Source organism: Variovorax robiniae, assembly GCF_037889955.1.
Classification (GTDB): domain Bacteria; phylum Pseudomonadota; class Gammaproteobacteria; order Burkholderiales; family Burkholderiaceae_C; genus Variovorax; species Variovorax robiniae.
Window position 1 is genome coordinate 155,897 of sequence record NZ_JBBKZS010000011.1, and the last position, 23,636, is coordinate 179,532.

The 23,636-nt window shown below is 66.5% G+C and carries 25 protein-coding genes; 16 read left to right on the forward strand and 9 right to left on the reverse strand.

Annotation, left to right across the window (positions count from 1 at the left end; translation table 11 throughout):
- Nucleotides 1-122 precede the first annotated feature (122 nt).
- Nucleotides 123-590, reverse strand: a complete 468-nt coding sequence (locus tag WKW79_RS23580) for an acyl-CoA thioesterase (protein WP_340337639.1) — start codon at nt 588-590, stop codon at nt 123-125.
- 218 nt (nt 591-808) lie between these two features.
- Here WKW79_RS23580 and WKW79_RS23585 point away from each other — a divergent pair, with 218 nt between their 5' ends.
- Nucleotides 809-1,651 carry a dienelactone hydrolase family protein gene (locus tag WKW79_RS23585; protein ID WP_340337640.1) on the forward strand — a complete coding sequence of 281 codons (843 nt, stop codon included), beginning with the start codon at nt 809-811 and terminating at the stop codon, nt 1,649-1,651.
- Between the two features lie 88 nt (nt 1,652-1,739).
- Here WKW79_RS23585 and WKW79_RS23590 read toward each other — a convergent pair whose 3' ends face one another.
- A complete protein-coding gene (locus WKW79_RS23590) occupies nt 1,740-2,999 on the reverse strand; it encodes an alpha/beta hydrolase family protein (RefSeq protein WP_340337641.1) in 1,260 nt (419 codons plus the stop codon).
- 197 nt (nt 3,000-3,196) lie between these two features.
- The gene (locus WKW79_RS23595; protein ID WP_340337642.1) at nt 3,197-3,592 is read right to left on the reverse strand and encodes a DUF1214 domain-containing protein; all 396 of its coding nucleotides are present in this window, start codon (nt 3,590-3,592) and stop codon (nt 3,197-3,199) included.
- Nucleotides 3,593-3,596: 4 nt separating this feature from the next.
- Between WKW79_RS23595 and WKW79_RS23600 the strand changes: the two genes are divergently transcribed.
- The 7 genes from WKW79_RS23600 to WKW79_RS23630 all read left to right on the forward strand — a co-directional run bounded on the left by WKW79_RS23600 (nt 3,597) and on the right by WKW79_RS23630 (nt 10,643).
- Nucleotides 3,597-4,223, forward strand: a complete 627-nt coding sequence (locus WKW79_RS23600) for a helix-turn-helix transcriptional regulator (protein WP_340337643.1) — start codon at nt 3,597-3,599, stop codon at nt 4,221-4,223.
- A gap of 127 nt (nt 4,224-4,350) precedes the next feature.
- On the forward strand, nt 4,351-5,088 hold the full coding sequence (locus WKW79_RS23605; RefSeq protein ID WP_340337644.1) for a TetR/AcrR family transcriptional regulator: 738 nt from the start codon (nt 4,351-4,353) through the stop codon (nt 5,086-5,088).
- A 44-nt stretch (nt 5,089-5,132) separates the two neighbouring features.
- Complete coding sequence (locus WKW79_RS23610; protein ID WP_340337645.1) at nt 5,133-5,774, forward strand: glutathione S-transferase family protein; 642 nt, start codon at nt 5,133-5,135, stop codon at nt 5,772-5,774.
- A 201-nt stretch (nt 5,775-5,975) separates the two neighbouring features.
- The gene (locus WKW79_RS23615) at nt 5,976-8,030 is read left to right on the forward strand and encodes a PAS domain-containing protein (protein ID WP_340337646.1); all 2,055 of its coding nucleotides are present in this window, start codon (nt 5,976-5,978) and stop codon (nt 8,028-8,030) included.
- Between the two features lie 215 nt (nt 8,031-8,245).
- Nucleotides 8,246-9,286: an acyl-CoA dehydrogenase gene (locus WKW79_RS23620; protein WP_340337647.1), complete on the forward strand. Its 1,041-nt coding sequence runs from the start codon at nt 8,246-8,248 to the stop codon at nt 9,284-9,286.
- Nucleotides 9,286-10,041 (forward strand): PIG-L deacetylase family protein, encoded by a 756-nt coding sequence (locus tag WKW79_RS23625; RefSeq protein ID WP_340337648.1) that lies wholly within the window; start codon nt 9,286-9,288, stop codon nt 10,039-10,041. The genes WKW79_RS23620 and WKW79_RS23625 overlap by 1 nt, the downstream gene beginning before the upstream one ends.
- On the forward strand, nt 10,038-10,643 hold the full coding sequence (locus WKW79_RS23630) for a class I SAM-dependent DNA methyltransferase (protein ID WP_340337649.1): 606 nt from the start codon (nt 10,038-10,040) through the stop codon (nt 10,641-10,643). Before WKW79_RS23625 ends, WKW79_RS23630 begins: the two co-directional genes overlap by 4 nt.
- Before the next feature lie 15 nt (nt 10,644-10,658).
- On the opposite strand, the gene WKW79_RS23635 is transcribed toward WKW79_RS23630, so the two are convergent.
- Nucleotides 10,659-11,369 carry a glycosyltransferase family 2 protein gene (locus tag WKW79_RS23635; protein WP_340337650.1) on the reverse strand — a complete coding sequence of 237 codons (711 nt, stop codon included), beginning with the start codon at nt 11,367-11,369 and terminating at the stop codon, nt 10,659-10,661.
- 330 nt (nt 11,370-11,699) lie between these two features.
- Here WKW79_RS23635 and WKW79_RS23640 point away from each other — a divergent pair, with 330 nt between their 5' ends.
- The 6 genes from WKW79_RS23640 (at nt 11,700) to WKW79_RS23665 (ending at nt 18,198) form a co-directional block, all read left to right on the forward strand.
- Nucleotides 11,700-12,206, forward strand: coding sequence for a 2Fe-2S iron-sulfur cluster-binding protein (locus WKW79_RS23640; RefSeq protein ID WP_340337651.1), 507 nt, complete (start codon nt 11,700-11,702; stop codon nt 12,204-12,206).
- Nucleotides 12,203-13,189: an FAD binding domain-containing protein gene (locus WKW79_RS23645; protein WP_340337652.1), complete on the forward strand. Its 987-nt coding sequence runs from the start codon at nt 12,203-12,205 to the stop codon at nt 13,187-13,189. The genes WKW79_RS23640 and WKW79_RS23645 overlap by 4 nt, the downstream gene beginning before the upstream one ends.
- Complete coding sequence (locus tag WKW79_RS23650; protein WP_340337653.1) at nt 13,186-15,501, forward strand: xanthine dehydrogenase family protein molybdopterin-binding subunit; 2,316 nt, start codon at nt 13,186-13,188, stop codon at nt 15,499-15,501. The genes WKW79_RS23645 and WKW79_RS23650 overlap by 4 nt, the downstream gene beginning before the upstream one ends.
- Before the next feature lie 106 nt (nt 15,502-15,607).
- On the forward strand, nt 15,608-15,994 hold the full coding sequence (locus tag WKW79_RS23655) for a hypothetical protein (RefSeq protein ID WP_340337654.1): 387 nt from the start codon (nt 15,608-15,610) through the stop codon (nt 15,992-15,994).
- Nucleotides 15,966-17,711, forward strand: coding sequence for a RecQ family ATP-dependent DNA helicase (locus WKW79_RS23660; protein WP_340337655.1), 1,746 nt, complete (start codon nt 15,966-15,968; stop codon nt 17,709-17,711). The genes WKW79_RS23655 and WKW79_RS23660 overlap by 29 nt, the downstream gene beginning before the upstream one ends.
- Before the next feature lie 112 nt (nt 17,712-17,823).
- Entirely contained in the window at nt 17,824-18,198 is a 375-nt protein-coding gene (locus WKW79_RS23665; protein ID WP_340337656.1) for a hypothetical protein, read from the forward strand.
- Nucleotides 18,199-18,217: 19 nt separating this feature from the next.
- Here WKW79_RS23665 and WKW79_RS23670 read toward each other — a convergent pair whose 3' ends face one another.
- The 3 genes from WKW79_RS23670 to WKW79_RS23680 all read right to left on the reverse strand — a co-directional run bounded on the left by WKW79_RS23670 (nt 18,218) and on the right by WKW79_RS23680 (nt 19,385).
- On the reverse strand, nt 18,218-18,346 hold the full coding sequence (locus WKW79_RS23670; RefSeq protein WP_340337657.1) for a hypothetical protein: 129 nt from the start codon (nt 18,344-18,346) through the stop codon (nt 18,218-18,220).
- A gap of 98 nt (nt 18,347-18,444) precedes the next feature.
- A complete protein-coding gene (locus WKW79_RS23675; RefSeq protein ID WP_340337658.1) occupies nt 18,445-18,639 on the reverse strand; it encodes a hypothetical protein in 195 nt (64 codons plus the stop codon).
- 119 nt (nt 18,640-18,758) lie between these two features.
- Nucleotides 18,759-19,385: a hypothetical protein gene (locus WKW79_RS23680; RefSeq protein ID WP_340337659.1), complete on the reverse strand. Its 627-nt coding sequence runs from the start codon at nt 19,383-19,385 to the stop codon at nt 18,759-18,761.
- 225 nt (nt 19,386-19,610) lie between these two features.
- Between WKW79_RS23680 and WKW79_RS23685 the strand changes: the two genes are divergently transcribed.
- Nucleotides 19,611-20,486, forward strand: a complete 876-nt coding sequence (locus tag WKW79_RS23685) for a YihY/virulence factor BrkB family protein (protein ID WP_340337660.1) — start codon at nt 19,611-19,613, stop codon at nt 20,484-20,486.
- A 20-nt stretch (nt 20,487-20,506) separates the two neighbouring features.
- On the opposite strand, the gene WKW79_RS23690 is transcribed toward WKW79_RS23685, so the two are convergent.
- On the reverse strand, nt 20,507-20,797 hold the full coding sequence (locus WKW79_RS23690) for a DUF1330 domain-containing protein (protein ID WP_340337661.1): 291 nt from the start codon (nt 20,795-20,797) through the stop codon (nt 20,507-20,509).
- Nucleotides 20,798-20,968: 171 nt separating this feature from the next.
- Here WKW79_RS23690 and WKW79_RS23695 point away from each other — a divergent pair, with 171 nt between their 5' ends.
- Nucleotides 20,969-23,353 (forward strand): DNA polymerase II, encoded by a 2,385-nt coding sequence (locus WKW79_RS23695; RefSeq protein ID WP_340337662.1) that lies wholly within the window; start codon nt 20,969-20,971, stop codon nt 23,351-23,353.
- Nucleotides 23,354-23,381: 28 nt separating this feature from the next.
- On the opposite strand, the gene WKW79_RS23700 is transcribed toward WKW79_RS23695, so the two are convergent.
- The gene (locus WKW79_RS23700) at nt 23,382-23,624 is read right to left on the reverse strand and encodes a hypothetical protein (protein WP_340337663.1); all 243 of its coding nucleotides are present in this window, start codon (nt 23,622-23,624) and stop codon (nt 23,382-23,384) included.
- Nucleotides 23,625-23,636: the final 12 nt, after the last annotated feature.

The window sequence follows — 23,636 nt, forward strand, 5'->3', positions numbered from 1 at the left end:
GCCAACGCACGGCGACGTGCGCGTCGACAGAAACGCTCTTCTCAGGACGGCACGTCGGCTGATCAGCGCGCGGCGATCGTCCAGGCTGTCTTGCCCGGCTTCAGCCGGGAGTGACACCGTCTCTACTTGCGGGCGCGCTTGTCCATCTCGCGACGCAATTCCTTCCTGTCCAGCGCCTCGGCGTGCCGCCGCTTCTCATCCGGCGTGAATGGGCGAAGCGGGGTCACGGCGACGGGCTTTCGGTTCTCATCGACCGCCACCATCGTGAAGAAGCATGAGTTGACATGTCGGGCCTCCTGGGTCCGGATGTTCTCGGCGACCACCTTGATGCCCACCTCCATCGATGAAGTCCCCGTGTGGTTGATGGAAGCCAGGAACGTGACGAGCTCGCCCACATAGATGGGCTGGCGAAACACGACCTGGTCGACCGACATCGTGACCACATAGCAAGCGGCGTAACGTGCGGCGCATGCATAGGCGACCTGGTCGAGCAACTTGAGAATGGTGCCGCCGTGGACATTGCCCGAGAAGTTGGCGGTGTCGGGCGTCATCAAGACGCTCATCGAGAGTTGATGTGCTGGCATGTCCATGAGGTGCGCTCCTTTGCCGTGATGTCCCGATCATCACACCGGCAGGAACATTTCACTCCGGGGCTCCACGAGCTTCGGGTCCGCGGCGGACTGCTTGATGATGGCGCCTTCACATGGACGGGGATGGATGGTCCGTCGCAGGTAAACCTGCTTGCTCCCCGCGCCGACTCGTGGCACAAGCTGACTTCCGCTTTGAAGCCTCACGAGGTGATCCAACCATGTGTGAACTGAATGACCGTGAAGAACTCGGGAAGTACACGCGCCGCGACTTCGCTGCGTGGGCCGCATCCGCTGGTGTGCTGACGGCATTGCCCAGCGTGGCCAATGCAGTGGCCGTGACCGAGCGCGAGGTGACCATCACCACGCCCGATGGCACCTGCGACGCGTACTTTGTCGCCCCTTCCGCGGGCGCCGCACCTGGCGTGCTGGTGTGGCCCGACATCTTTGGGCTTCGCCCCGCCTTCAGGCAGATGGGGCGGCGCCTGGCCGAGTCCGGCTACAGCGTGCTGGTGGTGAACCCCTTCTACCGGCAGAAGAAGGCGCCTACCGCGGCGCAGGGCGGCAAGACGCCCATCCCCGAAGTGCTGCCGCTGATGCAGGCCCTGACGCCGGCCATGCACCTGAGCGATGGGAAAGCCTTCGTGGCCTGGCTCGATGCCCAACCGCAGGTGGACAAGGCGCGCAAGATCGGAACCACCGGCTATTGCATGGGCGGGCCGATGGCGGTTCGCACGGCCACCGTGGCGCCCGGCCGCGTGGGCGCCGTCGGAAGCTTCCATGGCGCCGCGATGGTGACCCCGGCGCCCGACAGCCCGCATCGCCTGGTCGCCCAGACGCAGGCGCGCTACCTGGTGGCCGTGGCCGAGAACGACGACGCCAAGGATCCGGAGGCCAAGACCGCCCTGCGCACCGCGTTCGACGCCGCCAAGCTGTCAGCCGAGGTAGAGGTGTATCCGGCGGCCCACGGCTGGTGCCCGCCAGATACGCAGGTCTACGACGCCGCCCAGGCCGAACGCGCCTGGGCGCGGCTGCTGGAGACATTCGGCAAGGCGCTGGCCTGATCGCAGCAAGCGGCTGACGAGTTCACCCCGGAGCGGTGCAACGCTCCGGGGTGACTGCGCCACGGCGCCCGACGTTGTGCTGCCGGCGTCAGCCCTGGAAGATCTCGCCCAGCCAGCCGACACATTCCTGCGTCAGGCGAAGCCGGTTGTTGACCTGCACATGCCCATCCGCGCCGGTGGATGCATCTAGCAGCACGAAGGACTTGCGCGTCGAACGGATATCGTTGTGCCAAGCCTTGGCCTGCCGCGCGAACACGGGCGAGTCGCCGGCGCCGAGGATCGACAGGAAGGGCAGGGTGACGAGCGAGGCGTCGGCCTTCATGTTCGCCGTGCGGGACACGAATTCCTCCGGCGTCTTGGCGCCGGCCTTCCAGAACGATGACTGGTAGCTGCGCAGCGTGGCCTCGGTGGGCGGCGTGGTGTTGCCGGAATCCACCGCATGCTTGACGGACAGCGCGAACAGGTCCGCCGGGTCGGGGAAGGGCGTGCTGGCCATCACCGTCGCAACGCGCTTCTCGTAGCCTGCGGCCCGTGCGACGAAGTAGCCGCCCAGGCTGAGGCCGAGCAGCGCGATGCGGCCCGGCTTGGCGTTGAATCGCTCGACCAGGACGTCGATCACCGAGGCGATCGACTTCTCCGCCTCCGCTTCCCAGTACAGGCCGTTGGCCTGGTTGATGCCCTGGCCGGGCAGGTCCACCATCGCCACCGAATAGCCGCGGTTCAGCAGGTTGCGACCGCAGGTGAGGAACAGGTCCTCGAAGCAGGTGTCGGCGCCACCGATCACCACGACGACCGATGCGTCCTTCTTCGGGTTCTGCAGGTACACGCCCGGCAGTTGCTTGCCCTTGTACGGCGCGCCGAAGAAGCAGGCCGGCATTTCAAGCTCCGCCATGGCGGTTGCAAAGGCCGTCTTGTGCTTGGCATAGATGCCTGCGAAGACGCCGCCTGGTGCGGCGAACTGCCATGCAGAGCGATAGCTCGCAAAGGCCTTGAGACGCGCTTCGCCCGCGGCCTGTTTCCAGCCCTTGGCCTTCCAGGTGTCGGCTTGCGCGTTCTGCAGGTCGCCGTATCTGGAGAAGGCCTGCACCCAGCTGTCGGCGTCACCATCGGTGATGGTCGAGGCGACGTACCAGGCCTGGCCGATGTCGAGTCCGCCGGTCGGGCCCCAGCTCATGGCGGCCATGAAGAACAGGTCCATGTTGGGATCGTCGAAGCGGTACTTCTGCGCCATGCGCTGGTCCGGTCGCGGTGTCGAGTTCGTGGTCTGAGCGCCAGCGGTCGTGGCTGCGGCCAGGGCGGTGGCTGAGGCAATGCTGGTGCCGGCCTTCATGAAAGTTCTCCGTTGCATTTGAGGGGTTTCCAAGGGTTTGATAGGGTGAAGGAATAATATGAAGGATGCTCAGGTTTGACGACTCGCATTCCCCGGTGGACCGTGCCCATCGAAAAGATGGGGTGGATCAAGGACTTGCGTGTGTGGCGGCGGTCGCCATGTGCCTTGCGAATGCGGCGACGCTCAGGTTTGCTCGCATGCGCGAGGCGATGCGCTCAATTGATGCGCTCCACCGGCGGCGGTGACCAGGTGCGATTCATGATCTCGGCTTGCGGCCAGTACGCGCGCAAGAACAGCTCGAATTCGCCCGAGGGCGCCGGCAGCCAGTTGGCGAGCTTGTCGATGGAAGGCGGGGTGTTCTGGACGTAGAGGGTCAGCGAGCCATCCGCGTTGTAGACCAGGCCCTTGTTCTTCGTGCCCAGCGAATAGCGGTTCATGGAATTCGGAGCGAAGAAGTGCTCCGCGTCATGGAGCGTCACGGACCAGAAGCCTTTCACCGGCGCCAGCGCGCCAGCCTTGAAGGTCAGTTGATAGGCGTGCGCGCCATCGAGGCGCTGCTTCGACGCGTCGTGTTCCTGCGCGAAGTACGCGGACTCGCGGCGTGGGTTCACGAAGATGTTGGCGCGTGCCGCGGCGGCGCGGCATGGCGCGGCGCCACGCGGACCGTCTGGCACGCTGCTGGCCAAGTTCGTGCGCGCACTGGCTGCGCGCATCGACGATTTGTGCGCCTGCGAAGCGCGCGTATTGAGCATCGCCGCCTTGCACATGATGGCCGTGGCGCTGCTGCCGATCAGTGCCTCGCTGCCGTTGGCGCCGCATTCCCGTCAGTTGCTGGTGCGGCGCATCGGGCACTTCATCGACGAGCACCTGTCCGATCCGGACCTGTCGCCCGCGCAACTGGGCGAGGCGTTTTGCATGTCGCGATCGACGCTGTTTCGAACGCTGGAGGCCGTGGGCGGCCCGGCCACCTTCATCCGGGAACGCAGGCTGGCGCGCGCACATGCGCTCCTGACGGGGGCGAGGCGGCGCGTTCACCTCAAGCGCGCCGCCATCGAATGCGGCTTCAAGGACGCGTCCAACTTCAGCCGCGCCTTCCGGTCCCAGTACGGCTACAGCCCGCGGGAAGCGCTGGCGCACGCGCCGGTCTCGGAGGGAGTGGCGATAGACGCCGAAGGGGCAGGGCGCGCGCCGGTCGGAAGCGGCAACCCCTTCGCCAGTTGGCTGCAAGCGCTTCGCGGCTGATGCCAGGGCTGGCCGAGAACGTGACGTGCGTACTCGCGGCCGCAACGCGCTTGCCAACACCCTCGGCATCAAGCAACATGAGCAACACTCAGATGAGTTGTCCGAACCTCCAGCCATCTCGAAAAACGTGACCAGGAAAGCAATCCCGGAACCCGCGCCGATCGCACGGCGCAACCCGCAGCAGGCCCGCGCGCAGCTCAAGGTCGAACTCATCCTGGAGGCGGCCATGCGTCTCCTGGACAAGGGCGACCTCCAGGCACTGACGACCAACGCCGTGGCCGAGAAGGCCGGCGTGAGCATCGGCACCCTCTACCAGTACTTCGACGACAAGGCTGCCATCCTGGACGCCCTGGCCCAGAAAGAGGTCGATGAACTGGCCGCGAAGGCCCTGGCATCGCTGACCGGACTGGAGCCGGCGGGAGGACCCGGCGAACGCATTCGCCGGGTGATGCGCGCGGTACTCGGCGCCTATGGGGGAAGACCCCGCGTCCACCGTCTGCTGCTGGAGTACGGCCTGGGCCGTGGCAGGACTTCGCGCCTCAACCCCCTCTACGAGAGCATCTCGTCGCTGCTGGCCGCGGGAGGCGTGCAGGGCCCCGGCGGCAAGCTGCGCCCGATGGGGCCTGCGGATGCCTTCGTGCTGACCTATGCCATCTCGGGCGTGTTGCGCGCGTACGTGGCCAGGGAAGAGGAGCCGGCCGGCCGGAAGGACGTGGAGGACGCGCTCGTGCGCCTCGCACTGCGTTTCGTCGGTATCGAGGAGGAGGGCGGCGCAGCGCGGTCCGCTGACGTGCCGGCCCCGCCGGTTCGCCAGAAGAAGTCTGCCGCAGGTTCCGCCGCGGGTGCCGGCAAGGCTCAGCGTTGACCAGCCTGCGATGATGATCGGGCCCCTACCTTCAAGGAATCAAAGTGCTGACCGTCCACCATCTCGGCAAGTCGCAATCGGAACGCATCGTCTGGCTTTGCGAGGAGCTCGGCCTGAGCTACGAAATCAAGCACTACGTGCGGGACCCGGTCACCTCGCTGGCACCGCCTGAACTCGTCGGCCTGCACCCGCTCGGCACCGCGCCCGTGATCAGCGATGGCGAGCTTCTTCTTGCGGAGTCCGGTGCGATCATCGAGTACATCATCGCGAAGCATGGCAACGGCCGACTGATGCTCGGCCCGGACCATCCGGACTACGCCGACTTCATCTTCTGGTGGCACTACGCCAATGGAAACTTCCAGCCGAACATGGGCCGCAACATGGTCCTGAGGCGGCTGGATGTGCCGAAAGACAACCCGATGGCCGTTCGGCTGAGTGGACGCCTTGCAAGCGCCTTCGCGCTGATCGACAAACGGCTCGGCGAGGTACCGTTCCTGGCTGGCAAGGAGTTCACGGCCGCGGACATCATGACCGTCTTCTCCCTGACGACGATGCGCTACTTCATGCCCTGTGACCTCACGCCGTATCCGAACATCCTGGCGTACCTGCAACGCATCGCAGCGCGCGAGGCCTACCAGCGTGCCATGCAGAAGGGCGATCCCGGCATGCCGCTCCTGCTTGCCTGACGGCTCGGTGGGAGGCATCCGTCGGGTGTGTCAACACAGTCGTATACATTTGTGCCTGATGCCGGGTAGCCCCCGGCTGGAGGGTGACCAAGCTGTCGCGGAGACGATGGAAAAAGGTCTCGCTTCGAACCGGGAGTGTTGACCTGATCGTTGCGTACTTTCGTGCGACGGCGATGAAGAACCATGATGTCAGATTCAGGTTTGCCAGCGAGAAGCCCTGCCGCCGAGTTCCTGGACGGAGGCGGTGGCGTCGGTGCATTGATGCGTTCGCAGGACTGGTCGAAGTCGCCGCTCGGTCCGCCGGAGACCTGGCCGCATCCCTTGCGCACGGTCGTCGGGCTCCTGCTGCAATCGCGCTTCCCCATGTTCGTCGCGTGGGGCGAGGAACTCGGCTTCCTCTACAACGACTCGTATGCCGAAATCCTCGGTGCCAAGCACCCGGGCGCACTGGGCAATCGCTTCCAAGACATCTGGTCGGAGATCTGGGCGGACATCAGTCCGCTGATCGATGCCGCGATGAGCGGCGAGTCGATCTATCGCGAGGACCTGCCGCTCGTGATGAATCGCAAGGGCTATGACGAGCAGACGTGGTTCACCTTCTCCTATTCGCCGGTTCGCGACGAGAGCGGCAAGGTCGCCGGGATGTTCTGCGCGGTCTCGGAAACGACGCGCAGGGTGCTGGCCGAGCGCGCGCTGCGAGACCTCAACGAGACGCTGGAGCGTCGGGTCAGCGAAGCCCTGGCACAGCGCAAGCTGCTGGCCGATATCGTCGAAGGCACCGAGGCCTTCGTGCAGGTGGCCGATCTCGACTACCGATGGCTGGCCATCAACAAGGCTGCGGCGGACGAGTTCGAGCACATCTTCGGCGTTCGGCCCAAGGTCGGCGACAGCATGCTGGAACTGCTGGCTTCGCAGCCCGAGCAGCAGGCCGCCGTCAAGGCCGTGTGGAGCCGTGCGCTGGGCGGCGAGGAGTTCGTGGAGATCGGCGAATTCGGCGATCCGCGGCGGGAGCGCCGCTTCTACGAGATGCGCTACAACACCTTGCGCGAAAGCACCGGCGTGCGCATCGGTGCGTACCAGTTCGTCTACGACGTGACCGCGCGCATCCTCGATCAGGAGCGCCTGAGGAAGACCGAGGAGGCGCTTCGCCAATCGCAGAAGCTGGAGTCGCTCGGGCGGCTGACCGGCGGCGTGGCACACGACTTCAACAACCTGCTGGCCGTGTTCGCGAACGGCTTGCAGATCCTGGAGCGCGACATGACGGCGCAGCAGCGCGAGCGCGTCCATGCCACCATGCGCCGCGCCCTGACACGGGGCACCGGACTGACGCATCAGTTGCTGGCGTTCACGCGCCGGCAGGCCATCAATCCGGAGCCGATCGACCTGGCACTCCATCTGCAAGGCATGCGTGAAATGCTGGAGCATTCGCTGCGAGGCGGCATCCGCGTCGAGTTGGTCTTCACGAGCGAACTGTGGCCGGTCGAGATCGATGCGGGGGAGTTCGAACTGTCGATGTTGAACCTCTTCGCCAACGCCCGGGACGCGATGCCCCAGGGCGGCGTCATCACCCTCCAGGCAAGGAACGTGATGAAGGCGGCCGGTGACGGTACACAGGCCGAATATGTCGAGCTATCCGTTGCCGACACGGGGAGCGGCATGCCGACCGAAGTCCTGGAGCGCGTGTTCGAGCCCTTCTTCACGACCAAGGAGGTCGGCAAGGGATCAGGATTGGGGCTGCCGCAGGTCTACGGCTTCGCGCAGCAATCCGGCGGTCAGATCAGGATCGACAGCCGGATGGAGGCGGGCACCACCGTGACCCTGCTGTTGCCCCGCTCGCTGCGGACACCGGTCGCGCCGGTCGGCACCAGCTTCGCGCCCCCGCTTCACGGCGATGGGGGGCTTGGTCGTCAGTTGCTTCTCGTCGAGGATGACGCGGAAGTCGCGGCACTCACGCGCGAAATGCTGATTCACCTCGGGTTCAACGTCATCCACGCGGCAAGCTCGGACGCTGCGCTGGGCGCGCTGGCCAATGCGCGAAGCATCGACATCGTGTTCTCGGACGTGATGATGGCGGGCAGCGTCAGCGGACTCGAGCTCGCCCGGGAGATCAGGCGGCGGCGCCCGGGCTTGCCCGTCGTGCTGACGACCGGATATGCCGGAGCGGCCGCCGGGATGGGCAATGCGGAGTTCCGGCTGCTGCTGAAGCCATACAGCCTCGAAGCCCTGGCCGATGCCTTGAGCGTCAAGGTCCGATAGGCTGTCAGTCCTCGTCGTCGCGGTCGCGATCCTTGTCGCGCTCGCGGTCGTCGTTCATGCGCTGCGGCCTGGTAGCGCGGCAGGTCGCGGTCGTCAAAGGCGAAGACGAAGAACTGGTTCGGGTTGGGGACCAGGCGATCGCGGCGGCCGTTCCTACAACTCACACCCCCCGTGAACCGACAAGACGCACAGGACCCGCCGCCTAAGGTCCATGGATGCAATCAATTCCGCCCCGGTTTCGAGACAAGGCCCCCGATGTGGCCGGCACCGGCGACGACCTGGTCCGGCTTCAGCGCGAGCATGGCGAAGGACTGACGCTGGCGCCGCTGGTTGCCATGGGCCTCGACAGATTGCCGATGCCCGGCAGCGGCCAGACACTGCAGCGATGGCGCCGGCTTGCCGCGGTGGCCGCGCACGATCTCTCCCTCGTGAAGCTGTTCGAAGGGCACACCGACGCGCTGGCCATCCTGCATGAACTCGACGGGCCCGCGCCGCCGGACCATTCGCTCTGGGGCACCTGGTGCGCCGAGCCGCCGGGCGCACGCCTGGCGTTCGTTCCGCAGGGCAAGGGGAACGGGATCCGGATCCGTGGAACCAAGGCCTGGTGCTCGGGCGCGGCGAGCGTGACCCATGCCGTGGTCAGCGGCTGGAACGAAGCCGGCGAGCCCTGCCTCGCCGCGGTCGCGATCCGGCGGCCGGGCGTGCATGTCACGCAGGCCGGCTGGCAGGCCGTGGGCATGGCGGCTTCGCACAGCGTGGACGTCCAGTTCGACGATGCGCATGGCGTGCTCGTCGGATCGCCCGGCGACTACACGCGGCGGCCCGGCTTCTGGCATGGCGGCGCGGGAATCGCAGCGTGCTGGTTCGGCGGCGCGCTGGGCATTTCGGAGATGGCTCGAGAACTGACGGCGACGAGCCGCGATCCGCACCGGCTCGCGCACCTGGGCGCCATCGATGTGGCCATGGCCGGCGCGGCCGCGCTGCTGCGCGAGGCGGCCGCAGCCATCGATGCGGATCCTCGCGCCAATGCCGAGTCCTTGGCATTGCGTACCCGGCTCTCCGTCGAGGCCGCCGCCGAGAAGGTGATGCGCCATGCGGGCCGTGCGCTTGGCGCCGGTCCGCTGTGCCGCAACGCCAGGTTTGCAAGGGCCATGGCCGACCTGCCGGTCTTCATGCGCCAGAGTCATGCAGAACGCGACCTTGCGGCGCTGGGCCAGCGCGTGGTCCAGCCCGGCCCGTGTCCATGGGAGTTGTGATGGACAGGGATCGCCTGATCGTCGAGGGCGACGGCACGCCGGAGCGCGACTGGTTGCCGTGGCTCCATGCAGCGCGTCTGCCGTCTGTCACGGCCGAAGTGCTCGTTCCCGATGGCGCACGTGCCGTGGTCGTGGCACCGCACCCTGATGACGAAGTGCTTTCGGTGGGCGGGCTGCTGGCCCAACTCGCCGAAAGCGACCGGGAAGTCTGCGTCATCGCAGTGACCGATGGCACGGCAAGCCATCCCGGATCGAGCGCATGGACGCCCGCGGACCTGGGGCGCGTGCGTGCGCTCGAAAGCCAGCGCGCGTTGGCGCTGCTCGGTTTGCTGCAACCTCCCTTGCGCCTGGCCCTGCCGGACGGGCGTCTGTCGGAGATGCGGCCCGTGCTCGAAGACAAGCTTCTGAGCCTGTTGCGGCCGGGCGATGTCGTGTTCACGACGTGGCGCCTCGATGGCCATCCGGACCACGAAGCGGCCGGCCATGCCTGCGCCCACGCGACCCGGCAGGCGGGGGCTACATTGGTCGAGGTGCCGGTGTGGGCGTGGCACTGGGCCGTACCCGGCGATCCACGAATGCCGTGGGCGGGAGCATGTCGCCTGCAACTGTGCGCGAACGCATTGCCGCGAAAGATTCGCGCCACCCTGGCCTTCCAGAGCCAGCTTCAGCCGGACGACAGCACCGGCGCGGAGCCGATCCTGCGTGCCAGCACGGTGGCGCGTGCGCGTCGCCCCTTCGAGGTCTTCTTCACATGAGTGAGGAGCGCAAGGACTACTTCGAGGGCCTCTACGACGCCACGGAAGACCCCTACGGACTGCGCGATCGCTGGTACGAGCAGCGCAAGCGCGCCATCCTGCTTGCGAGCTTGCCACGTGAGCGGTTCAGGAACGCGTACGAGCCGGGTTGCGGCGCCGCCGAACTCACGGTGGAACTGGCGCGGCGCTGCGATGCCGTGCTGGCGAGCGACTTCTCTCCAAAGGCGGTGGCGGCCGCGCGACGCCGCACGGAAGGGCTCGCGAACGTGCGTGTCGAGGTGCAGAACTTGCCGGTCGACTGGCCGGCTGCGGAGGCGCCCTTCGACCTGATCGTACTCAGCGAGATCGGCTACTTCCTGGACCCGGGTGCGCTGCAACAGGTGGCGGCCCTCTGCGCTGCAACACTCGCACCGGACGGCACGCTGGTCGCTTGCGACTGGCGGCCGGACTTCAGCGAACGTGCGCAGTCCACGTTGCGCGTCCATGCGACGCTGGCCGAGATCGGGCTGCCGCGCCTCGTCGCACATGCCGAGCGCGACTTCCTCTTGCAGGTGTGGTCGCGCGACCGGCGCTCGGTGGCCGAGCGCGAAGGCATCCGCTGAACGGATGAGCGATCGTCAGGCCAGCGCTTGGCCTGTGGACGCCACGCCAGCCGCTGCCGCAAGGCCCTGTGCCATGGCATTGACCAGCGCATCGGCGAATCCGCCAATCACGCGACCTGAACGCCGGGCACTGGTGGTCACGCGAGGCCTGGCGCTCCAGGCAATGCGCGCACCACACGCTTCGAGCGCATTCACGAAGGCCACGTCCTCGCTGCAATCCAGGTGCCTGAAGCCTCCCGCCCGGCGGTAGGCCCAGGCAGACACACCGAGGTTGGCACCGTGCACATGGCGGTGGTCGTCCTGGTCGGCGTAGGTCTGCGCAAAATGCCAGCGCGCTCGTTCGGCATCCGCGCCGTGCGGCGACCAGTCGTCGACCGCGACGGTTCCGCAGACCGCGTCGGCATCCAGCGCGAGCTGCTCGGCCAGCCACTGCGGCGAGACACAGGAGTCCGCATCGGTGAAGGCCAGCCAGCGGGCGCCCAGCGCAAGCAAGGCTTCGGCCCCCACGGCGCGCGCGACGCCCACGTTGCGCGCCCGCACCGACACCGTGGCTGCACCCTGGCGCGCGGCCAGCAAGCCGGTGGTGTCGGTACAACTGTCCAGCACGACGATCAGTTCCACCGCTTCGCCCCGCAGGTTGGGATCGGAGGCCGCCACCTTCGCGGCTGCCAGGCAGGCGACGATGGTGTCCTGCTCGTTGTGGGCGGGGATGACGATGCCGATCATGTTGGAAGTGCCTTGGGTCGGGACGTGCCTGTGGTGGGGTCCCGAAGGCTGGCCCATGCTTGGCGCGCAACCCGTCGGCACTCGCAGCACTGCGATGTAGGCAGCACCCTGTTTGAGTGCAGGAATGTCTTTTGACGTTGCGCGTGAGGCGCGTCCCGTGCTCGGGGGCAGGCGTCGAACGACGATGGCCGCCCTCCCATGCAGTTGGGGAAAAAGGATGACGGCGCACCGCCTGCCGTCGTGCTAAGAAGTGAACTCGGAAGCTGATCGCAGCGTCACGCAACGTTGCGGCAGCTGTTTGCTCCACCTCACACCCCACGAGGCAGTTCCATGACCATCGCCATCAATGGGTCACCGGCAGAGTCGCCCGGTGATCCGCGGGTTTCGCTGCTCGATTTCCTGCGCGAGCACCTCCATCTCTACGGCGCCAAGAAGGGCTGCAACCAGGGGGCATGCGGCGCATGCACCGTGCTGGTGGACGGCGAGCGCGTGCTCTCGTGCCTGACGCTGGCCGTGCAGTGCGAAGGGCGGGCCGTGACCACCATCGAAGGGCTCGCGCCCCAAGGCGGACTGCACCCCCTGCAGGAGGCGTTTGTCGCGCACGATGGATTCCAGTGCGGCTACTGCACGCCGGGCCAGATCTGCTCGGCCGTCGGAATGGCCGACGAATGGAGGCGAGGCGTTCCCAGCCACGTGACCGTGGACCTCTCGGCGGAATCGATCGCGCTGAGTCACGATGAATTGCGAGAACGCATGAGCGGCAACCTGTGCCGTTGCGGCGCCTACAACGGCATCGTCTGGGCCATCGCCGAGACTTGCGCGGAGACCCGGCCATGATGCCGTTCACCTACACGCGTGCGCAGGACGCGGGCGATGCGCTGCGCCTCGGGAGCGAGCCAGGCGCCCGATACCTGGGCGGCGGAACCAACCTCGTGGACCTGATGCGCGAGTCGATCGAGTGCCCGGGCGCGCTGATCGATGTCACGGGCTTGTCGGCGGAGATAGAGCAACGCCCTGACGGCAGCCTGCTGATCGGCGGCGCCACGCGCAACACGGCGCTCGCCTCGCATCGTGCGGTACGCACGCGTTATCCGGTGCTGGCCCGGGCGATCACGGCGGGGGCGTCGGCCCAGATCAGGAACATGGCGACGGTCGGTGGCAACATCCTCCAGCGCACCCGTTGCGCCTACTTCTACGACGACGAGGGCTCGCGATGCAACAAGCGCAGCCCCGGCCAGGGCTGCGATGCGGTGGAAGGCTTCAACCGGATGCATGCCATCCTGGGCGCCTCGCCGAGTTGCGTCGCGACGCATCCTTCCGACATGTGCGTGGCGCTCGTTGCGCTCGACGCGGTGGTGCATCTGCAGGGCTCGCGCGGGAAGCGCGCGTTGCCGCTGGTGGAACTGCATCGCCTGCCGGAAGACCGTCCTGAAATCGAGACGTGGCTCGAACCCGGGGAACTCATCACGGCAGTCGAATTGCCGGCGCTGGCGTTCAGTGCGCGCTCGACCTACCGCAAGGTGCGGGACCGGTCGAGCTATGCCTTCGCGTTGGTGTCCGTCGCCGCTGCGATGGAACTCGATGGCCACACGGTCAAGGATGTGCGTATCGCCCTTGGCGGCGTCGCGCACAAGCCCTGGCGCGCATGGAAGGCGGAAGCGGCGCTTCGAGGGCAGGCGGCCACCGCAGAAAGTTTCAGGGCCGCGGCGGAGGCGGAACTGGCCGACGCCAAGCCTCTGCGCGACAACGGATTCAAGGTCGAACTGGCGAAGCGCACGATTGCCGCCGTGCTTGCCGAACTGGCGGGGGGGAAGTCATGAGCATCATCAAGGAGGCCGTCCAGGCGGTCATGAAGAAGGCCATTGCCATTGCACCGGATGCATGGATGCCCGGTGGCAAGCCCGACCCGCTGATTGCGCGCCAGCAGGGCCTGATCGGTGCGCCGGTCTCGCGTGTCGACGGCCCGCTCAAGGTGCGGGGCGAGGCGCGCTTTGCGGCCGAGTTCCCGATGGAAGGCATGGTCTATGCCGCCCTGGTGTTCAGCACGGTGCCCAAGGGTCGCATCGCCATGCTCGACACCGGCGCGGCAGAGGCCGTGCCCGGCGTGGTGCTCGTCATGACCTACCAGAACGCGCCGCGCATGAAGCCCATGCCGCTCTTCATGTCCTCGAGCAAGGCGGCCGGCGGTGACGATCTGCCGATCATGCAGGACGACCGCGTTCACTGGAATGGGCAACCGATCGCCGTCGTGCTCGGCGAGACGCAGGAGGCGGCGGATCAGGCGGCGGCGCTGGTCCGTGTCACGTATGAAGCCGAGGAGTCGACGACCTCGTTCGCCGCGGCGAGGGCGAAGGGGACGAAGCCCGGCGTATTCATGGGCGAGCCGCTGAAGCTGGAGATCGGCAATGCGGAAGCGGCGCTTGCGGCGGCACCGCATCGGGTGGACGCCGTCTATCACACCCCGCGCCACAGCCACAACGCGATCGAGTTGCATGCGGCCACGCTGGCCTGGAAAGGCGATGAGCTCACCATCCACGATGCCTCGCAGGCCGTCTCGCACATGGCCTGGTCGATGGCGCAAGTCTTCGGGCTGGACGAGAAGCAGGTCCATGTGACCTCGCCCTTCGTCGGCGGCGGCTTCGGCAGCAAGACGCTGTGGGGGCACCATGTCCTCGCGGCGGCGGCGTCGAAGCTGGCCGGCCGGCCTGTGCGGATCATGCTGAGCCGCGAGGGCGTCTACCGCGTCGTCGGTGGCCGCACCCTCACCGAGCAGCGCGTGGCGCTCGGCGCGCAGGCCGATGGCCGCTTCGACGCACTCATCCACACCGGCGTGGTCGCGATGACCGCGCACAACAACCTGCCTGAGCCCTTCATCCTTCCGGCCCGCTCGGCCTATGCGGCGGGCACATTCAAGCTCGACGTGGAGGTGGCCACCCTCGACATGCTGGCCAACACCTTCATGCGCGCGCCGGGAGAGTCGGTGGGCACCTTCGCGCTGGAAAGCGCCATTGACGAACTGGCCCACCTCATGAAGATGGACCCGATCGAGCTTCGCATCCGCAACGAGCCCGGGAAGGATCCGACCACGGGAGCACCATTCTCGTCACGACACATCGTGGAGGCATACCGCGCCGGTGCCGAGCGCTTCGGTTGGAACCTGCGCAACGCCGAGCCCGGCGCGCGCCGCGAGGGCGAGTGGCTGGTCGGCATGGGCTGCGCGACGGCCACCTATCCGTACTACCGCATGCCGGGCGGCGCGGCCCGCATCACGCTCACCCGGGACGGCCATGCGAAGGTCGAGGTCGCGGCACATGAGATGGGCATGGGCACCGCGACGGCGCAGACGCAAGTGGCAGCCGAGCGGCTCGGCCTGCCGATGGAGAAGGTCCGCTTCTGCCACGGGGATTCGCGATTCCCGGGGGTCGTGCTGGCCGGTGGTTCGCAGCAGACGGCCGCGATCGGCGCTGCCGTGATGGCGGCGCAACAGGCGCTTTTCGCTGCGTTGCTGAAGCTGGTCGGCAAGGAGTCGCCGCTGCATGGGCTGAAGGCAGACGATGTGGTCGGGCGCGATGGCGGACTCGGGAAGCTGGACGACGCGGCGCGCTTCGAAAGCTACACGGCCATCCTCGCGCGAGCTGGGCAGGATGAGCTGGCCGTGGAAGCCAGCGCGCCTGCGCCGCTCGAAACGCAGCGTTGGTCCATGCACTCGCACGGCGCCATGTTCTGCGAAGTGCGGGTGAACGAGGTGACCGGCGAGACGCGTGTGAGCCGCTTCCTCGGCTCCTTCGACTGCGGCCGCATCCTCAATGCCAAGACGGCGGCAAGCCAGTTCCGCGGGGGCATCGTGATGGGACTGGGCTTGGCGCTGATGGAAGAGACGCAATTCGACGAGCGCAACGGCCGCATCATGAATCCCAGCCTGGCCGAGTACCACGTGCCGGTGCACATGGACGTGCCGGAGATCGATGTGATCTGGACCGACATCCCCGATCCGCATTCGCCGATGGGCGCTCGTGGCGTTGGCGAGATCGGCATCACGGGCGTGGGCGCCGCGGTGGCCAATGCGGTCTTCAATGCCTGCGGGAAGCGCGTGCGTGCGTTGCCGATCACGCTGGACAAGTTGATGGATTGAAGCTTGCCATCTGAGCCGATGCGGTGGTGTCCGACGCGAGAGCCCCCGCGCCTCCCACGCTGCCTGGCGGGTGCCGAACCAAGATGGTCCCCAACCAGGAGACCTCATGGGCAACAGCAGCATCCTCGGCGGCGAGCACGCCGCCACGCATCCGGCCGGCACCGACGTCGATGCACTCGGCCCCAGTGACACCAGCGACAGCGGCAGCGACATCCAGACCGAGCGCAATCATTCGGCCTTGCCCGATGAGGGCTCGGAGGGCGCCTTCCCGATTTCTCACGACAGCAGCAGCGACGCAGGCGGCACCGGGGAGCGTGCTTCGGCCGAAGCCCTCCCACCGGACACCGATGCGGACATCCTGCCCGACCGGATCGGCACCGTGCCGCAGGACGCGATGGAGGTGGCCGTGTCCATCGATGACCCGGCTGCAGTGTCGGTGGAAGAACTCGCTGCCTCCGAAGACGATGACGAAGAAGACGATGGCGAAGCCTGAGCCGCGGCCCGCGCGGGCATCGGATGACCCCAAGGCCGTCCAGCGCGTGCTGCGCAAGGTCTTCGGCCTGCGACGGCTGCGTCCTGGCCAGCAGGAAGTGATCGCGCGAATCCTCGATGGCCGCTCCACGCTGGCCGTGATGCCCACGGGCGCGGGCAAGTCGCTGTGCTACCAGTTGCCGGCCATGCTGCTCGATGGCCGAACGGTTGTCGTCTCTCCCCTCATCGCCTTGATGAAGGACCAGTGCGAAAAGCTCCAGGCCTGCGGCGTTGCGGCCGTGCAGCTCAACAGCCAGTGCACCGCGGCGGAGATCGAGGCGGCAGAGCGCGCCATTGCCGACGGGACCGCCAGGATCGTGCTGACCACGCCCGAGCGCCTTGCGGACAAGGACTTCATCGCGCTGCTGCAGACCGGCCCCAACGCCTTGCTGGTGGTCGACGAGGCGCATTGCATCTCCCAATGGGGACATGATTTCCGCCCCGCGTTCCTCGAGATCGAGACCGCGTGGCAGGCCCTCGGGAAGCCGACGGTGCTCGCGCTCACGGCCACGGCCGGCGATGCAGTGGCCCGCGACGTGATGGCCCGCCTGGGCATTCCGCGCGCCGGCCTGCTGGACACCGGCACCTTCCGGCCCAACCTGCGTTATGCCGTCGAGCAATTGACGAGCGAAGCGCACAAGCGCGAGCGCCTGCGGGCACTGATGAAGCAGTTCGAAGGCAGCGGTATCGTCTATGCGGCCACCATCAAGGCGGCCGAGGAAGTGCATGACGCGCTCCACGCGGCCGGCGAGTCGGTCGCGATCTACCACGGCGGTCGCAACGCCATGGAGCGACATGCGGCGCAAGACGCCTTCATGGCCGGCACCGTGCGCGTGATGGTGGCCACCAACGCCTTCGGCATGGGCATCGACAAGCAGGACATTCGCTTCGTCGTGCACTACCAGATGCCGGGCGGGCTCGACAGCTACTACCAGGAATCGGGCCGCGCCGGCCGCGACGGCGAACCGGCCGACTGCATCCTGCTCTACCTGCGGCGCGACAAGGCGGTGCAGCAGTTCTTCATGGCCGGCCGGTACCCGGATGCGAAGGAACTCGACAGCGTCTACGCCGCCTTGCGCGCCGGACCGCCGGATGCATCCGCCTGGACCTTGCCCACCCTGCAAGCGGCGGTGGAAGCGCCGCGCGGCAAGGTACAGGTGGCGCTGGCCTTGCTGAAGCAGCGCCGCATCGTGGGGCAGGGCGTCGATGGAAGCCTCAGGCTGCTGCGGCCCGCGGTAGGCGCCGAGGCGATGCACGCCATGCTGGAGAGTTACCGTACGAAACGGGAGCAGGACCAGGCCGCGCTGGAGGGCATGGTCTTCTACGCGCAGGCCGGCGTGTGCCGCTGGCAACTGTTGCTCGCCCACCTCGAAGGCAAGGCGCCGGCCGAGCGCTGCACCACCTGCGACAACTGCCGGCGCATTGCCCTGCACGAGGCGCAATCGAGCGAGCCGGTCGGCGAGCGCGCGGCCGCGGAGCCCTCGAAGGCCACTGCGCCCATCTTCGTCCCGCAGGCCTCGGTGCGCGTCAAGCGCTATGGCATCGGGCAGGTGGTGACCGCGGATGCACTCGCCGTGGACATCCAGTTCGCCGATGGCAGCAAGCGCTCCTTTCATCCGGACTTCGTGCGGCCGGTGCGAGGTCGCGGTGCGGGCCGCAGCCTGGCGCTTGCCGCCTGACGCGCGAACTCTTCCTTTTCCTACCCTTGACGCTGGCCGGTCGCGCATCCTCGGACTTCTCTTTCTTTTTAGGGGGCGCGCCATGGTGCAACCATTCAGTCTGGACCCGAGCATGATTTCCACGATCGGCCATACCTTCTATCCGACCGGCTATTCGCTGGTGATGTTTCCTGACGGAGCCGATGCCAACGCGACCGGGGACCGCCTTTCCAGCGAGATGCCTGATAGCAATGTATTTCTGCTCGAACCGGCCACGATCCTGCATCAGATCACGCCGACGGTGGCGGACGCCGACAACCCGCTCCCATCCGCCGGCACGGAAGGCGCCACAGTGCGGGCCTACACGAAACTGGCGCTGGACGGGCACCATGGGCTGCTCGTCGAGACGCCGGATGCAGAGTCGGCGGAACGCATGATGGAGATCGTCCGACAAGTTCCGTATTCGATGGCACAGCGTTACCGCGCACTGGTCATCGAGGATCTCTGATCCGGGCTGACGCGACGCTTCAACTGCGGAGGACGATCACCCCGACGACGACCGCGATCACGAAGACAAAACCCGCCAGGTTGAGCCCCCGGACGCTGAAGGATCGTTCCTTTTCCATGCGTCGCTCGAGTTCGATCGATTGCTTCACGCTGAGTCGACCCGGGAACTCCGAATCGTCCTCTTCCTCGGGGCGCCTCATCTGCAATGAACATCGCAGCCGGAGTATTCATCGGCCAGCATGGCGGCTCAGCCCCGCGTCATCATCGAGATCAGCGACAACACCAATGCAAACATGAGGCCGACGACAAGCGCCGCCTTCTTCCAGACATGACCTTGTTTCGGACTGGCATCACCGAGAGATTGATAGTTCGTCGACAACTCCGCAGTCTTGGTGGGCCTCTCGTGCCACCAATCCTCGGAGCCTTGGGGTTGTTTCTTCATGTAATCAATTTTGACTACTGTGAATACCTTTGTGCTACCCCTTGTCGCCGGAATCCTGAAACTGTGAAATTGTTCCGCGCACAGGTCGCAGGGGCGTGGTCCGGACGAGCGCTTCTGTCCTAGAACAGGCCCGCACTCTGCGCCGTTTCCAGCATCGATCGCGACAAGGCCCCGAATTGCGCATTGAGGTCTGAAGAGGGCGCGGCCACCAGGGTCGCTGTCCACACCAGCCTGTTGCTGCGCACGTCCGTCACGCGACCGCTGGCCGCAAAGCCTGTCGACCAGCCACCGCCACCGACCGGAACGCTGAGCCCCACACCCCCACCGCCGCTGCCCCCGAAACTGAATCCGCCGATCCCGAGCGAAACACCGGAGCCTCCGCTGGAGGTGGCAGGCGTCAAGGTCATGGTGAGGACGGCCCTGGCGCCCAGGGCTTGCGCGCTGGCCACCAACTGGCCATCCAGTTCACGGTCATTGAGCAGCACGGTGCCAGGCGGCACCGTCACAGGCGTCGCGCCCTTGGCGAGCACCTCGCGATACAACTGGTCCTGGCAGATTCGCAGCACGGCGGCATCGAAGGCATCGCAGGCAATGAGGATCTTTTCGCCCTGAAGGAGGCGGGATTGCGTGCCGATGGACGGGTCGATCCATTGCGCCTGGCGTTGTGGCGCGGAGGAACACCCGGCCAGTGCGGCCAGCGCGAGCGCAAGTGGGATGAGTGAGCGGCGCACCAGCAAGGTTTTCATGGCGGAATGTTCGAGCGGAGCCACCAGGCCGTCCGCAGGAGACCCCATGGATTCATCGTAGGAAGGAATCCCTGCTTCGAGCGCTTGCATCGCAACGGCGCGCGGGGCGAACGCGCACGCGATGAAGGCCGTCCGGATCACAGCTTTCGGCGTCAAGGTACTCCATGGTCGAGGCCTGTGACCCGTCCTGAGCGAGCCCGTGTGGCCGCCATCGCTCCGCCACCCATGATCCGCTTCGGAGATGCCTGTCGATCCCTTTCGCACGCCGCGTTGGCCACGCCTGGCTTGCGCGTGGTCCTGCTGGCGATCCGCAACTACATCCAGCACCAGAGCGCTAACCAGGCGGGCAGCCTTGCGTTTTCCTCGGTGCTGGCGATGTTCCCGTTGTTGATCCTGGTGTCCGCGGCCGCCGGCTTCGTGGGGCAACCCGGCGATGCGGCAGCGCTGGCGGATCGCGTGGTGGGCTATGCGCCCCAGGCGGTGCGCGACGCGGTGCAACCGGTCATCCACCAGGTGCTGGCGCAACGCAATCAGGCGCTGCTGACCATCGGGCTGCTGGCGACGCTCTGGACGGCGTCTTCAGGCATGCAGGCGGTGCGCTCGGCGCTGAACAGGGCGTATGGCATCGAACGCGGCCTGCCGTTCTGGAAGGCGCGCCTCAAGGTCACGCTGCTCACGTTCGTCATGGGCATCGGGATCCTGGTGGCCTTCAGCTCGGTGATCATCGTGCCTTACGTGCAGCGACTGCTCGAGGCCAACGTCGGCGCGGGACAACACGCGCTATGGCTGGGCAACGGCGTGCGCTACGGGTCCGCCTTCGTCGCGCTGGCCGTGTTGTACGCGCTGCTGTACGGCTGGCTGCCCGACATCCGGCAACGCCTGTACACGGTGCTGCCCGGCGCGGTGGTGGGCGCTGCGTTGTGGGTGGTGGCTGCGGCCACGCTGTCGTATACCTTGCGCAGTGTCGGCAAGCTGGCGCTGCTGTACGGAAGCTTTGCGGGCGTGGTCGCGACGCTGGTGTTCCTGTACATCAGCGCGACCACATTGATCTTCGGCGCCGAGATCAATGCGGTGCTGCGCGAGAAATCGGCGCCGCATTGAGCCGCCCGCGCGTCGGGCGCTCAGATGCCTTCGATGATGCGAATCTCGCGATCGGCGCCGTCGCCCAGGGCGTCCAGTGCTGCCTTGTACTCCGGGCTGTCGTGCGCGGCCATGGCCTGTTCGACGCTGTCGAATTCGATCAGCACGGTCCGTTGCATCAGCCCCTGCTCATAGACCTTGGCGGGTTCGCCGCGCGCCAGGAAACGCGCGCCGTTGGCTGTGAGGGCGGGGCCGGCCAGCTTGGCATAGGCGGCGAGTTTGTCGGGATCGTTGACCGCGCGGTACGCGCTGACCCAATAGGCTTTTGGCATGGTGAATTTGTTTCAGTGGGAGATGAAGGGCGTGACTGTGCCGCGTGTGCGGCGTTGCGGCAAGCCCTCTCGTCCGCTTCATCGCTTCCGGCCACCGGGCAGAATGCAATGCCGTCCGGGTGAATGCCGGACTTGTCCAAGCCCGTCCTCCTGCTTCATCTTCCAGCTCTCGTGTCATCCACCGAACTCCAGGGCTTCATCCTCACGCGCCATTGGCGCGACACCCCGGCTGGCACCGAGCTCGAATACTGGTTGGCGACCGATGCAGGGCCTGTGAAGGTGGTCCTGACAGCCCAGGTCTGCGTCGCATTCGTCGAGGCCAGGCACCGGGCCGAGGTGGAAGCGCAACTCGCAGCCGCGCCCGGTCCCGAGTTGCGTGAGCTGGAATTGAAGACGTTCCACCAGAGCCCAGTCATCGGTGTCTATGCGAAGCAGTTCCGGCAACTCGGTCGAATGGCACGCATCCTCCAGCCGCTAGGCATCCCCCTTCTCGAAGCCGACGTGCGGCCCCACGACCGCTACCTGATGGAGCGGTTCATCTTCGCCGGCGTGCGGGTGGAAGGGAACAGGGCAGATGGCAGCACGATCGTCGACTGCAAGCTCAAGCCCGCGCCCGAATACAGGCCGGCACTGAAGGTGGTGTCGCTGGACATCGAGACGAGCCAGGATGAAGCGCTCTATTCGATTGCGCTGGATGGCATGGCGGAACGTGTTGTCTTCATGCTGGGCGAGTCACCACTCCATCCGTCATCGGAGCCCGAAGAGCCCACGGATTTCTCGCTCATCTATTGCCCGACCCGCAGGGCGATGATCGAGCAGCTCAACGACTGGTTCGAAAGGAACGACCCCGATGTCATCATCGGCTGGAACGTCATCCAGTTCGACCTGCGCGTGCTGCAGAAGACAGCGGACGACTGCGGGGTGCAATTCCAGCTTGGGCGAGAGCGTCGGCCGATTCATTGGCGGACCCACCCCGGCAAGCAGGGCTATCTCTTCGCGCCCACGCCCGGCCGGCTCATCATCGACGGCATCGACGCACTCAAGGCGGCTGTCTGGAGTTTTCCTTCCTTCAGCCTGGAGAGCGTTTCGCAGGCCTTGCTCGGCGAGGGCAAGGCGATCGGCGACGAGTACGACAAGATGGCGGAGATCGAGCGGCGCTATCAGGAAGACAAGCCAGCGCTCGCGCTCTACAACATCCGCGACTGCGAGCTCGTCCTGCGCATCTTCGACAAGACGAAGCTGCTGCAGTTCGTGATGGAGCGGGCGCAGGCCACTGGCCTGCAAGCCGACCACTTCGGCGGCTCCATTGCGGCGTTCAGCCACCACTACCTGCCACGGATGCATCGCATGGGTTACGTGGCGCCGAACGTCGGCGAGATTGCGAGCAAGGCCTTTCCGGGTGGCTATGTCATGGACTCGAAACCGGGGTTCTACGACTCGGTCGTGGTGCTGGACTACAAGAGCCTTTATCCGTCGATCATCCGGACCTTTCTTGTCGATCCGGTGGGCTTCGCAGAGGCGGCGAACACCGACGATCCCGCGATGCTCGTCAAGGGTCCGCAAGGGACGACGTTCTCGCGCACGAGGCATTGCCTGCCGGAGATCGTGACCACGCTCTCGCTGGCCCGGGACGAGGCCAAGCGCGTGCGCAACGAGCCGCTGTCGCAGGCGCTGAAGCTGCTCATGAACTCGTTCGCGGGTGTGCTGGGCGCGTCCGAATGCCGCTTCTTCAATCCCAAGCTGGTGTCCGCCGTGACCCTTCGCGGGCACGAGATGATGAAGCTCACGCGCGAGTTCGTGGAGCGCCGGGGCTACCAGGCGATCTATGGCGATACCGACTCCACATTCATCTGGCTCGGACGCACCCACACCAACGAGGAAGCCCATGCCGTCGCGGCCAGCCTGGTGAGAGACATCAACGACTGGTGGACGCGCACCCTTCGCGAGGAGCAGGGGCTGGAGAACTTCCTGGAGATCGAGTTCGACACCCACTACAGCAAGTTCTTCATGCCCACGATTCGCGGCTCGGACGTGGGCAGCAAGAAGCGCTACGCCGGCCTGAGCACGGATGCCGCCGGCAAGGAAGAAATGGTCTACCGCGGCCTGGAGATGGCCCGCAGCGACTGGACGCCGTTGGCGCGCCAGTTCCAGGAGGGCTTGCTCTCGCGCATCTTCCGTGGCGAGCCCTACAAGGAATTCGTGACCGACTATGCGCAGGCCACGCTGGCAGGCCGCAAGGATGACCTGCTCGTCTACCGCAAGCGCCTGCGCCATCGTCTCGATGCCTATCAGGTCAACGTGCCGCCGCAGGTCCGCGCCGCGCGCATCGCCGACGAGTACAACGGCCGGGTCCATCGGCCCAGGCAGTATCAGAACGGTGGCTGGATCCAGTACGTCATGACCCGGAGCGGTCCGGAGCCGCTGGAGGCGCGCCATTCCCGCATCGACTACGAGCACTACCTGAGCCGGCAGTTGCAGCCGATTGCCGACGCCATCCTGCAGCCGATGGGCGAAAGCTTCATGGCGCTGACGACGGCGCAGCAAGGCCTCTTCTAGCTTGCGGGCGCGAGGCGAGCCGCTCGCGCTAGGCTTTGGGCGGCATCTTGTCGATTTCGTGGCGGGCTGCCCGAAGGGCGGCATCAAACGAGTGTGCCGGAGGCTTGACGGGCGATTTCACGCCGGTGGTGTGCTCGACGCCGTCCACCACGACACTCGATTCGAAGAGGTCTTCGCCGACCGGCGTGACCAGGACTTCGATCAGCCTTCCCTTGTAGGTTTCCGAGAGCAGTGTCTCCGTCTGAGCATCGTGCATGGGTGTAGTAGTCATGGCGTTTCCTTC

Excerpts from the sequence above, each read along its gene's own strand:
- WKW79_RS23580 (WP_340337639.1), bottom strand. The coding sequence starts at position 590 with ATGGACATGCCAGCACATCAACTCTCGATGAGCGTCTTGATGACGCCC.
- WKW79_RS23585 (WP_340337640.1), top strand. The coding sequence starts at position 809 with ATGTGTGAACTGAATGACCGTGAAGAACTCGGGAAGTACACGCGCCGC.
- WKW79_RS23590 (WP_340337641.1), bottom strand. The coding sequence starts at position 2,999 with ATGCAACGGAGAACTTTCATGAAGGCCGGCACCAGCATTGCCTCAGCC.
- WKW79_RS23600 (WP_340337643.1), top strand. The coding sequence starts at position 3,597 with ATGTTGGCGCGTGCCGCGGCGGCGCGGCATGGCGCGGCGCCACGCGGA.
- WKW79_RS23620 (WP_340337647.1), top strand. The coding sequence starts at position 8,246 with ATGCAATCAATTCCGCCCCGGTTTCGAGACAAGGCCCCCGATGTGGCC.
- WKW79_RS23625 (WP_340337648.1), top strand. The coding sequence starts at position 9,286 with ATGGACAGGGATCGCCTGATCGTCGAGGGCGACGGCACGCCGGAGCGC.
- WKW79_RS23630 (WP_340337649.1), top strand. The coding sequence starts at position 10,038 with ATGAGTGAGGAGCGCAAGGACTACTTCGAGGGCCTCTACGACGCCACG.
- WKW79_RS23635 (WP_340337650.1), bottom strand. The coding sequence starts at position 11,369 with ATGATCGGCATCGTCATCCCCGCCCACAACGAGCAGGACACCATCGTC.
- WKW79_RS23640 (WP_340337651.1), top strand. The coding sequence starts at position 11,700 with ATGACCATCGCCATCAATGGGTCACCGGCAGAGTCGCCCGGTGATCCG.
- WKW79_RS23645 (WP_340337652.1), top strand. The coding sequence starts at position 12,203 with ATGATGCCGTTCACCTACACGCGTGCGCAGGACGCGGGCGATGCGCTG.
- WKW79_RS23650 (WP_340337653.1), top strand. The coding sequence starts at position 13,186 with ATGAGCATCATCAAGGAGGCCGTCCAGGCGGTCATGAAGAAGGCCATT.
- WKW79_RS23655 (WP_340337654.1), top strand. The coding sequence starts at position 15,608 with ATGGGCAACAGCAGCATCCTCGGCGGCGAGCACGCCGCCACGCATCCG.
- WKW79_RS23660 (WP_340337655.1), top strand. The coding sequence starts at position 15,966 with ATGACGAAGAAGACGATGGCGAAGCCTGAGCCGCGGCCCGCGCGGGCA.
- WKW79_RS23665 (WP_340337656.1), top strand. The coding sequence starts at position 17,824 with ATGATTTCCACGATCGGCCATACCTTCTATCCGACCGGCTATTCGCTG.
- WKW79_RS23675 (WP_340337658.1), bottom strand. The coding sequence starts at position 18,639 with ATGAAGAAACAACCCCAAGGCTCCGAGGATTGGTGGCACGAGAGGCCC.
- WKW79_RS23680 (WP_340337659.1), bottom strand. The coding sequence starts at position 19,385 with ATGAAAACCTTGCTGGTGCGCCGCTCACTCATCCCACTTGCGCTCGCG.
- WKW79_RS23685 (WP_340337660.1), top strand. The coding sequence starts at position 19,611 with ATGATCCGCTTCGGAGATGCCTGTCGATCCCTTTCGCACGCCGCGTTG.
- WKW79_RS23690 (WP_340337661.1), bottom strand. The coding sequence starts at position 20,797 with ATGCCAAAAGCCTATTGGGTCAGCGCGTACCGCGCGGTCAACGATCCC.
- WKW79_RS23700 (WP_340337663.1), bottom strand. The coding sequence starts at position 23,624 with ATGACTACTACACCCATGCACGATGCTCAGACGGAGACACTGCTCTCG.